Source organism: Capilliphycus salinus ALCB114379, assembly GCF_047276495.1.
In the GTDB taxonomy this organism is placed as follows: domain Bacteria; phylum Cyanobacteriota; class Cyanobacteriia; order Cyanobacteriales; family Microcoleaceae; genus Capilliphycus; species Capilliphycus salinus.
The window spans coordinates 5,718,366-5,731,428 of sequence record NZ_CP178543.1 but is presented as its reverse complement, the minus strand read 5'-3'; the positions used below and the strand labels follow the sequence as shown (position 1 = coordinate 5,731,428).

Genomic DNA, 13,063 nt, shown 5'->3' with positions numbered 1-13,063 from the left:
TAGATACAATGGGATAACGACGTTATTTGTCTGGGACTCCTTCGACGAATAACCCAAAACGCACCGACGAATAATGATGAAAAGATTTTTTCTGCTGTGCTTATTCTTAATTGGGCTAGGCTGGGCCGTCTCGAACTTCTCCGGTCTGGCTACCCAAGGCACATACGATTCGATTGTACTCGACTTTCGCGAGGAGATCGGGCAAGCTGATATTGGCAATCAAATTCAGGCGATCGCCCAAAAATATCAAGTCATTCCCTCTCTTAACAGCGAATTCTCCCCCGCAGACAACGTTTACGTTGTTCGGGGTGACAAACAATTGCTGAAATCCTTGAGAAAATCTCTGGGTAAAAGCACCGAATACATTGAACCCAACTATATCTACTCCGCTAACTATAGCGTGAAGTTTGATAACGGTGTTCTGTACGATGCGGTTTCCCCCTATGAGAAAATTCCCAAGGATGGGTTTTTTAGTCATAGCGTTCCCAACGATCCGTTTTACGGTCAACAGTGGAACCTCCGCAGCATCAATATCGAAACGGCTTGGAATGAAACCCAAGGCGAAGGCGTCACCGTTGCGGTGATCGATACCGGAGTCAGTAAAGTTCCCGATCTCAAAGATACCGATTTTGTTCGGGGCTACGATTTTGTTAACGATCGCGTTGACGCCTCCGATGATAACGGTCACGGTACCCATGTCGCGGGAACGGTTGCCCAGTCCACCAATAACGGTTATGGGGTGGCCGGAGTCGCCTACAAAGCCAAAATCATGCCGTTAAAGGTCCTCAGTGCTAGCGGTGGCGGTACGGTTGCTGATATTGCCGAAGCGATTAAATTTGCCGCAGACAACGGCGCCGACGTGATTAATATGAGTCTCGGCGGCGGCGGTGAAAGCAAGTTAATGCAGGAGGCGATTGATTACGCTTATGATAAAGGCGTTGTAATTGTGGCCGCAGCCGGTAACTCGGGACAAAATGCGGCGGGATATCCGGCCCGTTATCCGAAGGTGATCGGGGTTTCGGCTTTGGACTCGACCGGCAACAAAACCCCCTATTCTAACTATGGTGCCGGGGTTGATATTGCTGCCCCTGGCGGGTTAACTCAAGGTGAAAATACCGCAGGCGGTATTCTTCAAGAAACTATCGATCTGACCACCGGCGGCGCGACGTTTGCTGCATTTCAAGGAACGAGTATGGCATCGCCTCACGTTGCGGGTATTGCCGCTTTAATTAAAGCATCGGGTATTAGTGAACCCCAAGAAATTAGCCGGATTCTCAAAGAGTCGGCTCGCAAGGTGACGGAAGATCCCCTTAACCATTTTGGTGCAGGTCATGTTGATGCGGGAAATGCCGTACAACTGGCGTTAAAAGGACAGATTACTTTCCGCGACTTCTTCCGGTGGCTGCGGGATAATGGTTATCTCAATCCTCGTTTTTGGATCGATGGCGGCGCTGTGGCGTTGTTACCGAAAGTTGCGATGGTGTTGGGTTCCTATATGTTGGCTTGGTTCCTGCGGAATTATTTCCCCTTCCAGTGGAGTTTTTCCATGATGAGTGGGTTGGTTGCGGGTTCTAGCGGGTTATTTTTCCTGCGAGGTTTCTATATCTTTGATCTTCCTCAATGGCCGATGCGAATGATGGGAAGTTCGGTTCCGGAATTGGGTAATGCGATCGCTGGAAATAGTCTGTTAAATCCGATTTTTGCCAGTGTATTCATTCCGGCTATTCTGGTTGTTTTGCTTCTCGGACATCCGACTTGGAAATGGATCGCGATCGGGACTACAATTGGTGTCGCCAGTTGTTTGGGCGTTTCTGCGGTTGTTTCCCCTGCGGTTTGGGGATTGGGTTCGGGAATTGTTGCCCAAGGTTTCCTCGCCGTTAATGCTTTGTTGTGTTTGGGATTGGCTTCGTTGGCACTAAAAGCTGAAACAAGGACGGTATAAACGATGAAAGTTCAAGGCAAAATTGAACACAAAGGGTTCGGAACTGGCACCTGGGCGCTGGTGACGGATGACAAAACCTACGAACTCAAAGATGCGCCTTCTGACCTCAAAAAGAAGGGGTTAAAGGTTGAGGTTGAAGGTGAAGTTCGCTCTGATGTTTTTACAACTGCTATGATTGGTCCGGTGTTAGAAGTTCAATCTTTTGAAGTGAAGGATTAATTTCCGGGTTGGCAGTTTTTGAAGGGGTTGTAGTTGTATTTCGGTGCGGCTACAGCCCCATTTGAACAAGAATCGAATCAATATTTTTGCCAGTTTTTAGGTTGAGATTGATAAAGTTTTTGTTGGGTTTTTGTTGGGTTTCGTGCAGAACGAGTTCAAAAAATAGCGGGGGTTTTATGAAAAAGTATACCTCGGAAGATACAAAAAAAATAACTAAAAATGGATTAAAAGAAAAAGACAATCGGGGTTAAAACACTGGCGCATAAATATTTTACATTTTATTCTAAGTGCTGTTCGTCGGTTTCTTCTGACGGGTTTAGAGGTACAAGCTTGATCTCTACCGCATACCCCACACTCGCGGCGATCGCAGCAATTGTCTCTAACCTTGGTGATTGTTTACCGGACTCAATTCTAGCAAGCTGAGGTTGTTTAATTCCCGCTTTTTCAGCTAATTCCCGTTGAGTGAGTGCTAACTTACGTCGAATAGCGATAATTGCTTTAGCCGCATCAAATTCGGGTTTGATTTCCTCGTAATGGGCTTTTACAGTGGGATCGCTAAGAAGTTTTGCTCTGAGACTTTCCAAGCTCATAATTTAGAATTTATAGAATTAATTTAATATAATATTAGGATGATATATAACTGAACAACGCTGCTAGTTGCTAACATTACATTACTGCTCTCTGAGATAACTTTTAAAAGATTATAGTTTTTATTTTAAATAAATATATTTTTTTATTGAATACAAATACTTTACTCATATAAATTAAACATTTGAATGAGAACAGGTAATGTTATGACGCAAAACCTAGCAGTGTATTCAGTTTTCAAGGTTCGGATGGTTGGCTCCGATTTTGATAACATTTAATTTATCACAAATAATTTATCACAACGAATTCTTTTTGTCAAGAGGTTGAGTAGTCAGATTTTATTTTTTCAGTCGTTTATCGTCAAGTTTCTGAAAAGTACAAAATCAATTTAATACTCTACTTAAAGCTTAAATCGGGTTTTGTCTCAAAAATGATAGTCATCAACCCCAGGAAAATAGGATGCACTCCTGATGATAAAAAATAGAGCAAGAGAAACCATCCCCATTAACAATTAGATAATCGGCTTATGATTTTCGACAAAATGTTGATCGATTCCGGCGAATAAAGCCCCACAAGTTTCTGCTAATATACTAATCACTCGATAACAAGCAATTGAACTCAGTAAAAGTCCGGGGGAAAAATGAGACTCTAAAAGGGCGAGAGTAGTGGCTTCAAACACACCCAAACCTCCGGGCGCTCCGGGAACGATTAAACCGAGTAACCAACCCAAACTATAAGCGCTAACTAATAAAGGAATTTGCTGAGGAGAAAAAGGCATTAACGCCAAAGCCGTCAGTAAAAATCCCATTCCTCGGAGTATAACAAATCCCATTTCTCCTAAAAAGGGTCGCAAGGGATAACGTTCTAACTGATAATAAAACACGGATGGATTCTCGGAAGAAGTCACTTTACACTTGACTTTTCTCAAGTGATTAACAACCGGATTTAAAATCCGAGGATGAACGCCCGTGAGTACAACCAGCAAACAAAGAATCTGCAAACCCCAATATTTTTGTTGAGCGGTAATTAAAGCGATCGCCAAAGCAGCAGAAGCCATTAAAAGCGGTTCAAGTAAAACGCTAACTGTGGCAGGCCCGAGAGAAACACCGGCTTTATTTATAGCTGTAATTCGACCATAAAAATGCCAGATATTTCCGGGTAAATACTTGGCGATATTGGTTTTGAGATAAATTTGCAATCCGGAACGTTGTTTAATGGTTTGATTAAATTCTCGCAAAATTAATAACCAAACGCATCCCGACCAAAAATGAGCCGTTGTTGTGATTGTAAAAGCCAGCAGGAGACAAAGCCATCCTCTGCTGTTCATCTGAATTTCAGCAATTTCTGCCCAGTTCTTTTTTAAAGTGTGAACGAGGAAGAATGCTGTTAATCCGAGAATTAACCAGCGAAGATAAGGTTTGAAGATCGATAAAATTTTCTTCATGCGGTTTTTACCAAAATCAACAGACGGGCTGGTTTTGTAGGTTTTCCAAAAAATCATAATTACATCAACATTCAGACAATAAATTGAAACAGCTTAGACAATGGGAATCTCAACAAACATCAATAACAGTTCTGATGCAACCGTCAAACTTCACGTTTTCAGAAGAAGTTTTTTTGAGTTAATCTTCCGATGAGAAGTGGGCTAAACCCATCGACTGATAACTGTTCACAACCCTGCCTGCACCCCGTAACTGCTGATAGTATCCCTGACCTACTATATCCCCCTGATCTGATATAACGTCAATTCCAATGCCATTTCGACCTTTTTTTGGCCCAGAACTATGAATATAACACCCTTCTCCCAAATATAATCCGACGTGCGTCGCTTTATTTGGGGTTCCAAAAAAGATCAGATCTCCAACTTCTAAACAAGATAGCATGAGTTGATTTTTGTCAAGAGGAATACTTTTAGTAAAACCCTCCTGCTGATAGGCGTCCCGAGGCAACCAAATTCCTTGTGAAGCAAAAGCGGTTTGCATTAATCCCGAACAATCATAATTTGGCCCAACCGTTCCCCCCCATAAGTAATAATTAGGTGTGTTCATCGCTTCATAAGTAAAAGCAATCACAGCCGGTAATTTGGATCGAATCTCCGCTTCACTCACGGGTCGATACTGATAGGGAGTTGTAGCCAATTCAATCCGATCTAAATCGGCCAAAGCCAACCAACCGGGATAATCATCTTCACAGAGTTGAACCCGAATGGCTTTACGGTTGAGTGAGTTTTGCAAATCTCGGCGATGCACCCGCAACTGTCGTCCGGTCGCGGCTTGGGTTGCCAACGCTTGGCAGTCGGTCGAATCATACAGATTCAAATTCCCTTTGCAGCGATACTCTACAATGTCTGATAATGAGTCAATAGTCATGGGTTGGTAGTGATCCGTTTGATGTCGGGACAGCCTCGGTTTAGATCATCGCCAGTTAATGGTTGTAAAAACTGACATCTAATAGGTAGAAAAATATAACAGACTTGAGTCACTACCCAATTTTTTGTTCCCATTCCCCATTTTTTATCCTCTGCTATGACATTTTTTCATCTCGACGAACAACTCGAAAATTTGGGCAAAGGCATTATAGAGGCAACTTGCGCCAAATTTCCAGCTTTAGCTGCCGATCAAATTGCCATGACTTGGGTTGTCTACGATCCCCCCATTCCCGTCAATACGGGAGGGGCGTTAACTCCTGCGGAATTTTGGAAATATCCCGTTCGTGGGTTCGCTTATCGGGGGATTGAACGCATTTATCCGGCGAGTGTGGTCAAGTTGTTTTATTTGGTAGCCCTGTACGAATGGATGGAAAAAGGAATGATCGCCACTTCTGCCGAGTTAGAACGGGCGACACATGATATGATAGTAGATTCGAGTAATGACGCGACTAGCCTGGTGGTAGATGTGTTAACCGGGACGACCAGTGGCCCGGAGTTAGCGCCGGGACCCTTTGAGACTTGGAAAGCCCAACGAAATCTCATCAACCGTTATTTTCAATCTCTCAATTGGCCGGAACTTCAATCGATTAATGTCAATCAAAAGACATGGTGTGATGGCGCCTACGGTCGTGAACGAGAATTTTTGGGAGAATTGTTGGAAAATCGCAATATGTTGACGACCAACGCAACGGCCCGATTATTGCATAGTATTGTTGGCGGAATTGCGGCTTCTCCTCAAGCTTCTCAAGCGATGATGAAGTTGATGAAACGCAGTCTTGACCCGACGGAGTTGGCAGAAGATCCGGAAAATCAGGTGACTGAATTTTTGGGCTGTGGTTTACCAAGAAATGCTAAATTGTGGTCAAAAGCGGGTTTTACCAGTCAAGTTCGTCACGATGCGGCTTATATCGAAATTCCCGGTTTATTTCCTTATTTACTTGTCGTTTTTACGGAAGGGAAAGCCCAAAGCCGTAATATTGAACTGTTACCTTTTGTTTCTCAACAAGTCGTCGAAGCGATGAAAACGGTTTGTCTCACTCAGGAGTAATTTTATCCCGAAAATCTGCTATTTTATCCGAGATGAATTCAATTGAATTGGTCTATAATTATTTATTTGATATGATATCCAACTAATCAATAATTGTAATGTAGGGGCGGGTTCTGGATTGATGTTGACGACCACTCCAAGATTGAATTAAACCCGCCCCACTCCAGAACAGGGATTAATCAACTTGATATCATATGATATCCAACTAATCAATGATTGTAATGTAGGGGCGGGTTCTGGATTGATGTTGACGACCACTCCAAGATTGAATTAAACCCGCCCCACAACCCGAAGAAAATTAATCAACCGGAGATCATATGAAATCAACAGACAACCCACCCAAAAAAATCAAGCAAGCCAGACGCTTGTACTCTTTGAATTTTTTGAATTAATTTTTTGAATTTTTATAAATGCGAAATTGATTTTCTATGCAGTATTTAAAACGGTCTTTATTTGGTTTAATTTCCAGTCTAATTGCTGTCAGTGCGATCGCCAGCGATACCACCGCCACACCGCCTCCCACACCCGATGAAAATGTCACTTGTGAGGTTTTAGTGATCGGCGGAGGTTTGGCCGGTTCAGCCACCGCCTACGAAGCGTTACTCGCGGGAAGAACGGTGTGTATGACCGAAATTACGGACTGGGTTGGCGGTCAAATTTCCTCTCAAGGAACCTCAGCCCTCGATGAACGAACCACACAAAGAGCGCTGCTTTATTTCCCTCGCGGTTATCTAGAATTACGAAAAAGAATTGAGGAAAAATACGGTCGGTTAAATCCCGGCGCTTGTTGGGTGAGTCAATCCTGTTTTATGCCCTATGACGGTCATCAAATCCTATTTAATATGTTACAAGATGCCGCCAAAAAAGGCAAGGGTAATTTTAAATGGTTTCCATCTACTGTTGTTAAAGATATCGAAATTTCAGATAATTTAATTATCGGCGTTACCGCCATTCAACACGAACCCGCACCGGGAACACCGCCCCTCAATACAGAACCTTTATCCCAAATTATAGAAGATGCTTACAGTTACGAAGATTCTCCCCGTTTAAATAAAACAATTATTCGTTTTGATCCCCCCTCACCCCCCTTAAGAAGGGGGGAAATTGATCCCCCCTCACCCCCCTTAAGAAGGGGGGAAATTGATCCCCCCTCGCCCCCCTTAAGAAGGGGGGAAATTGATCCCCCCGAAGATGGGGAAAATCCCCCCAATCCCCCCGAAGATAGGGGGGCTAAATGGTATGTAATTGAAGCGACAGAAACGGGAGAAATATTAGGTTTAACAGACGTTCCCTATCGGTTGGGCGTTGATGAAAGAACCCCCTTTGAACCGACATCCTCAAGCGTATCCGGGGCGCCCTATTGTACCCAGGGATTTACCTATACTTTTGCGATGGAAGCCACCGCAGAACCCCAAACCCACGAACTCCCGCCATTCTATCAACAATATGCGCCCTATTACAGCTACGAATTAGAACGGTTGGCGAATTTTAATCTGGTTTATACTTATCGCAGAATTCACAGCATGAACCCCGACGAACAACTTCCGGGAAATGTGCGAGAATGGCCGATTTATCCCGGCGATATTTCCATGCAAAACTGGACGTGGGGAAACGATTATCGCCCCGGAAATCCCGAAGATAATTTTATTTTTACCCGCAACCAACTGCAAGCAATGGGTCAGTTAGAACCGGGAGAATGGATGGGAGGATTGAGAACAGAAACCCTAGAAAGGGGTGAAGAAAATGCCATCGGTTATTTTTATTGGTTGGTTGAGGGAACAACGGATTCTCAACTGGGAGAAGGCGTTAAAAAACCCCACCCCAACCACCGTTTTGTTACCGGGTTAGACTCGCCGATGGGAACGGTTCACGGGTTGTCAAAATATCCCTATATTCGCGAAGGTAGACGGGTGATAGGGCGTCCGAGTTGGGGGTTTCCAGAAGGGTTTGAAATCACCGAAATCGATATTTCTCGGAACGATTTTCGCAAGGAATTTTATCAAGAGAATTTATCCTCACAAGACTATCGGGCGCTGTGGGCGGGGTTGGCGGGTTTGGAACTTCCGGCGTTATTAAGTGGAATGCAAACAGTTGAAGAAACAAATCCAAAATCACGGGCGACTATTTATCCCGATACTGTTGGAATTGGTCACTATGCAATTGATTTTCATCCCTGCATGACCAACACTCCCCCAGAGGCGCCGGGAAACACGGAAAGAGAGGGCGAAAGACTCGGACAAGGGGCGGCTTATCCCTTTCAAATTCCCTTGCGGGCGATGATTCCTCAAGAGATTGATAACTTATTAGTGGTCGGGAAAAGTATCGCCACCAGTCACGTTGCGGCGGCTGCTTATCGGGTTCATTCGTTTGAATGGTCGTCGGGTGTTGCGGCTGGAATTACCGCAGATTTTGCCTTAGAAACGGGGATTAAACCTTATGAGTTGGTGGATGATTTGCCGTTGCAAGAACCGCAGTTAGAAGTGTTGAAAGACCGCATTCAAAAAACGGATAATCCGATTTATTTCCCGGAAACTTCTATTTTTAACAATTCTTGGGAAGATTGGAAGTAGTAAGTTCAAAAATGATTATGTGTTATTGTGTTGTGATTGAAAAAGCGAAGGATAATTATTCGGCTTATGTTCCCGATATACCCGGATGTGTGGCAACCGGAAAAACGATTCCCGAAACAAAACAGCAAATTGAAGAAGCGATTGAGTTTCATTTAGAAGGATTAAAAATCGAAGGTTTACCCATCCCAGAACCCACAACGGTTTGTGATTATGTTGAATGTTTTTAGAATAATTGAGTACAACATTTTCAGAACAGTTGTACTCAAATAGAGAAACTTTAGTATTGAGTTTAAAGGGCTAAATCTTCTTCTCCTTTGGTGACGGCTACGGTTGACTTTTGATAAAATAGTGCAATCCCAAAAGATAACGGCCCTACTCTACCAATGTACATTAAAATAATCACAGCGATTTTTCCCCATGCGGTTAAATCTGCACTAATTCCTCGGGATAAACCTACTGTTCCTAAAGCGGATGCGGCTTCAAAGATAACGTCTTCAAAGGCTTGATTTTGAAAGATTAACAACAGACTACATCCGCACAAAAAGGCAATAATATAAAAGACCCAGGCGGAAAAGGCGGTAAATAATCTTTCTTGGGGAATTCGTCTACCAAAAACACTAATAGAATTGTGACCCCTCAATGAACTCCACATCACCGCTAAAGCTGCAAATACTGATGTTGATTTTAAACCGCCTCCGGTTCCCGAAGGGGACGCTCCTACAATCATTAAAATTAGGGTTAAGAAAACTCCAATTGCAGTCAGGGTACCTATCGGATGAGTATTGAATCCTACCGTTGTTAAAGCGGTCATGGCTTGAAACCAAGCGGCGAGTAAATGTTCTCCTAAGGGTAAAGTTTGCAGGGATTCATCAAAGAAGAAAAGCAGTATAAAACCCATTCCCAAAAACCAGGCGGTAACGGATAAAATAATCCGAGTTGTTAGGGTTGTGGGGCGATTTCGTTTTGTTAAAGCTTGCCAAATATCCGAGGCGACTAAGAAACCAATCGCCCCTAAAACACTGAGAATGCTAATCACTAAATTGATGCCTAAGTTATCCCGGAAGTCTTCTAAACTATTGGGAAAAATACTAAATCCTGCGGTACAAAAGGCTGAGATTGAGTGAAATATTGCCGCCCAGAATGAATTATCGACATTGGCTAATTTAAAGAAAATATAGAGGGAAATGATTCCGGCAATTTCTACCAATACAGTAAAGATGACGGTATGCTGAATAAATTCTTTGAGGTGAAATCCTTGGGGTAATGAAAAAACGGTATTTCCAACTCGTTGACGCAGATAGGATAAAGAGTTTTTACTGGCAATTAATACAAACGAACCCAACGTCATGTAACCCAACCCACCCACTTGAAAGGCTAACATAATTACCAACTCCCCAAAAAAGCTGTAAGCTTCGGGAGTGTTAACAGTAACTAACCCAGTTGTACTAACGGCTGAGGTGGCGATAAATAAATTATCAAGAGGAGAAATGGCTTCCGCTTCCCAACTAATCGGCAAACAAAGAAGTAGCCATGTAACTATAATATAAAATCCATAGCCAAACACAAGTAATCGAACCGGATTATAATGACCAAATCTATTCAGTAAATTTTGCCAAGAGGATGGTTTCATAAAAAATATAATCTGGGTGAGTTTATTGTTCTAGGTTTACAGCTTTTAATTCTCTAAAAACATCTGTCTGAAGGTAGACTTAAGATGAGGAGGTTCAACCTGTTTTTTTCGGTATCCACAGGTAAATCTTCAAGGCTTTTTTATCAATGGATAATTTACAATTGATAATTGAGCATTAATTAATGAGGTTTAAGACCTCTCCTTTCAAGGAGAAAAAAGAAAAATTATGCAGGGTACGAGTTCAGCTTACCACCAATTCCGAAGGCGGTGTACCGATGACTTCCTCTCTATCAATCCTTTTCATAATGGTCGAGGTAATTATCCATTATCCATTATTAATTATCCATTATTGAACCCATCTTTTTCACAAAACATAACAGTCAAACTTGATGGATTGATTGCTTTTGGAATTAATCATAAATAATCGGGAGATTTTCGGCAATTGATGGTGTAAAATAGATAAAGTTTGTCAAAGTTGAACGCTACCGTGTTAGAGTCCTCCTCTTTTCCATCTGCATCTTCATCGAAGTTACCCAACCAACGATGGCACCTTTTCCCACCCCAACCCGAAAAAGCCGAACAATTAGCCGCAGCGACGGAACTTTCTCCGTTGTTAGCACAAGTTTTGATTAATCGAGGGTTTGATAGCGAAGAAGTTGCGGCTATTTTTTTAGATCCTGAGTCTGAAGCTTTACCCGCACCCATTAACGAACTTCCCGACTTGGAAAAAAGTGTAGAATTTTTACACGATGCGATTATTCAACACCAAAAAATCGCCATTTGTGGAGATTATGACGCCGATGGAATGACGAGTACCGCTTTATTAATGCGGGCGCTTTCTGCGTTGGGTGGGGATGTGACTTATGCGATTCCGAGTCGGATGAAAGAAGGTTACGGAATTAATAATCGGATTATTGAAGAATTTCATCAAGAAGGAATTGGCTTGGTTTTAACGGTAGATAATGGTATTTCCGCTTACGAACCGATTGCCAAAGCCCGAGAATTGGGCTTAACTGTTATTATTACCGATCATCACGATCTCCCCCCAAAACTTCCCCCCGCCCACGCAATTTTAAACCCCAAACTGATTAAAGAAACTTCTCCCTATCGGGGTTTGGCGGGTGTGGGCGTGGCTTATGTGTTGGCGATTTCCCTCGCTCAAAAAATGGGGAAAGTGCAGGGTTTGGTTAATCCGTTGTTGGAACTGTTTACCTTGGGAACGATAGCCGATTTAGCCGCTTTAACGGGTGTGAATCGTCGGTGGGTGAAACGGGGATTAAAACGGTTACTCTACTCGGAAATTAAGGGCGTTCAGGCGTTAATTGAAGTGGCAGGATTGAGCGGTTCGAGTCGAGTTTTAATTGATAATACTGATAATTTACAGTACAATAATAATACCACCAAAAAAGAGATCAAACCCGAAGATATTGGCTTTCGGTTGGGACCGAGAATTAACGCCGTTGGACGGATTGCCGATCCGCAAATTGTGATCGAATTACTGACAACTGAAAATATGGGAATTGCCCTAGAAAGGGCGATGCAATGCGAACAAATTAATCAACAGCGTCAACAACTTTGTGAGGAAATCGAACAGGAAGCGATCGCCTGGTGCGAAAATAGTAATATTGACCTCAAAAAAGAGCGAGTTTTAGTCATTGTACAACCGGGATGGCATCATGGCGTGATTGGAATTGTTGCGTCTCGGTTGGTAGATCGCTATGGGGTGCCGGTGTTTATTGGTACCTATGAAACGGAAAGCGAAGGCGAAGAAAATTTAGAAGAAAATTCATCGGAAAAACCCGCTAAAATGATTCGGGGTTCGGCCCGAGGAATTCCCGAATTTCATGTGTTTGACGCCTTACAATTCTGTGCGGATTTACTCGGTAAATTTGGCGGACATAAAGCCGCCGGCGGGTTTTCTTTTGCCGCTGAAAACTTAGATCAATTTCGCCAACGTTTGAGTGAGTTTGCCCATCAATGTTTGGAAATCGAACATTTAAAACCCCTGGTGAAAGTTGATGTGCAAGCGAATTTGAAGCAAATTAACTTTGATTTATACCATCAAATTGATCGGCTTCATCCCTGCGGTATAGAAAACGATCCGCCGATTTTTTGGACGCCTAACGTGAGAATTGTTAAACAAAAAACGGTGGGAAATGGTCATATTAAACTTACCCTTTCTCAAGATAATCTATCAGAACAGAGAATTACCGCTTTGCCAAATATAGATGCAATTGCATGGCGTTGGGGAGATTATTTTCCCTTACCGACTCAATTAGATATCGCCTATCAACTGAGAACCAATGATTGGCAAGGCCAAACCTCTCTTGAATTAGAAATTGTCGGGGTGCGACTTCCCCAAAATTCTCCAGTTTTTACCTCCAAAACCAAGAATTTAGCTGAATTTTATTACAAAGATCGCAAATATATTTGTACCCTTTGCGATCGCGGTTCGCTGACAGAACTTAGAATCCGCAATAGCGAGGGAAAAGTTCTCGCTATCGAGAAAGGACAGCAAACGGGTTTACTGGGAAAAAATCGACAGGAAGCTAAAATTGTCGATATTTCTCAACCCTTCTATCATCACTTAATTCGGGCGGCTTGTCATGCTTTAGGAATGGAAGATGAATAAAGACCG

General features: G+C 42.9%; 10 protein-coding genes. 6 read left to right on the top strand and 4 right to left on the bottom strand.

Annotation, left to right across the window (positions count from 1 at the left end; translation table 11 throughout):
* Positions 1–76: 76 nt before the first annotated feature.
* Both ACL6C3_RS23215 and ACL6C3_RS23210 read left to right on the top strand, forming a co-directional pair.
* Positions 77–1,942 carry a S8 family peptidase gene (locus ACL6C3_RS23215; RefSeq protein WP_413168399.1) on the top strand — a complete coding sequence of 622 codons (1,866 nt, stop codon included), beginning with the start codon at positions 77–79 and terminating at the stop codon, positions 1,940–1,942.
* A gap of 3 nt (positions 1,943–1,945) precedes the next feature.
* Entirely contained in the window at positions 1,946–2,161 is a 216-nt protein-coding gene (locus tag ACL6C3_RS23210) for a hypothetical protein (RefSeq protein ID WP_413161510.1), read from the top strand.
* Between the two features lie 278 nt (positions 2,162–2,439).
* On the opposite strand, the gene ACL6C3_RS23205 is transcribed toward ACL6C3_RS23210, so the two are convergent.
* The 3 genes from ACL6C3_RS23205 to ACL6C3_RS23195 all read right to left on the bottom strand — a co-directional run bounded on the left by ACL6C3_RS23205 (position 2,440) and on the right by ACL6C3_RS23195 (position 5,118).
* A complete protein-coding gene (locus tag ACL6C3_RS23205; RefSeq protein WP_413161509.1) occupies positions 2,440–2,751 on the bottom strand; it encodes a helix-turn-helix domain-containing protein in 312 nt (103 codons plus the stop codon).
* Positions 2,752–3,260: 509 nt separating this feature from the next.
* Positions 3,261–4,193 (bottom strand): lysylphosphatidylglycerol synthase domain-containing protein, encoded by a 933-nt coding sequence (locus ACL6C3_RS23200; RefSeq protein WP_413168398.1) that lies wholly within the window; start codon positions 4,191–4,193, stop codon positions 3,261–3,263.
* A gap of 178 nt (positions 4,194–4,371) precedes the next feature.
* The gene (locus tag ACL6C3_RS23195; RefSeq protein ID WP_413161508.1) at positions 4,372–5,118 is read right to left on the bottom strand and encodes an NlpC/P60 family protein; all 747 of its coding nucleotides are present in this window, start codon (positions 5,116–5,118) and stop codon (positions 4,372–4,374) included.
* A 156-nt stretch (positions 5,119–5,274) separates the two neighbouring features.
* On the opposite strand from ACL6C3_RS23195, the gene ACL6C3_RS23190 reads away from it, so the two are divergent.
* The 3 genes from ACL6C3_RS23190 (at position 5,275) to ACL6C3_RS23180 (ending at position 9,022) form a co-directional block, all read left to right on the top strand.
* Positions 5,275–6,225: a serine hydrolase gene (locus ACL6C3_RS23190; protein ID WP_413161507.1), complete on the top strand. Its 951-nt coding sequence runs from the start codon at positions 5,275–5,277 to the stop codon at positions 6,223–6,225.
* Between the two features lie 428 nt (positions 6,226–6,653).
* Complete coding sequence (locus ACL6C3_RS23185; RefSeq protein WP_413161506.1) at positions 6,654–8,795, top strand: FAD-dependent oxidoreductase; 2,142 nt, start codon at positions 6,654–6,656, stop codon at positions 8,793–8,795.
* Positions 8,796–8,812: 17 nt separating this feature from the next.
* A complete protein-coding gene (locus ACL6C3_RS23180; protein ID WP_413161504.1) occupies positions 8,813–9,022 on the top strand; it encodes a type II toxin-antitoxin system HicB family antitoxin in 210 nt (69 codons plus the stop codon).
* A gap of 62 nt (positions 9,023–9,084) precedes the next feature.
* Here ACL6C3_RS23180 and ACL6C3_RS23175 read toward each other — a convergent pair whose 3' ends face one another.
* A complete protein-coding gene (locus ACL6C3_RS23175) occupies positions 9,085–10,425 on the bottom strand; it encodes a TrkH family potassium uptake protein (RefSeq protein WP_413161502.1) in 1,341 nt (446 codons plus the stop codon).
* A 487-nt stretch (positions 10,426–10,912) separates the two neighbouring features.
* Between ACL6C3_RS23175 and recJ the strand changes: the two genes are divergently transcribed.
* Positions 10,913–13,057 carry a single-stranded-DNA-specific exonuclease RecJ gene (recJ, locus tag ACL6C3_RS23170; protein ID WP_413161501.1) on the top strand — a complete coding sequence of 715 codons (2,145 nt, stop codon included), beginning with the start codon at positions 10,913–10,915 and terminating at the stop codon, positions 13,055–13,057.
* The last annotated feature ends 6 nt before the right edge of the window (positions 13,058–13,063 follow it).

Coding starts and splice junctions, on each gene's coding strand:
- ACL6C3_RS23215 (WP_413168399.1), top strand. CDS start 77: ATGAAAAGATTTTTTCTGCTGTGCTTATTCTTAATTGGGCTAGGCTGG.
- ACL6C3_RS23210 (WP_413161510.1), top strand. CDS start 1,946: ATGAAAGTTCAAGGCAAAATTGAACACAAAGGGTTCGGAACTGGCACC.
- ACL6C3_RS23205 (WP_413161509.1), bottom strand. CDS start 2,751: ATGAGCTTGGAAAGTCTCAGAGCAAAACTTCTTAGCGATCCCACTGTA.
- ACL6C3_RS23200 (WP_413168398.1), bottom strand. CDS start 4,193: ATGAAGAAAATTTTATCGATCTTCAAACCTTATCTTCGCTGGTTAATT.
- ACL6C3_RS23195 (WP_413161508.1), bottom strand. CDS start 5,118: ATGACTATTGACTCATTATCAGACATTGTAGAGTATCGCTGCAAAGGG.
- ACL6C3_RS23190 (WP_413161507.1), top strand. CDS start 5,275: ATGACATTTTTTCATCTCGACGAACAACTCGAAAATTTGGGCAAAGGC.
- ACL6C3_RS23185 (WP_413161506.1), top strand. CDS start 6,654: ATGCAGTATTTAAAACGGTCTTTATTTGGTTTAATTTCCAGTCTAATT.
- ACL6C3_RS23180 (WP_413161504.1), top strand. CDS start 8,813: ATGTGTTATTGTGTTGTGATTGAAAAAGCGAAGGATAATTATTCGGCT.
- ACL6C3_RS23175 (WP_413161502.1), bottom strand. CDS start 10,425: ATGAAACCATCCTCTTGGCAAAATTTACTGAATAGATTTGGTCATTAT.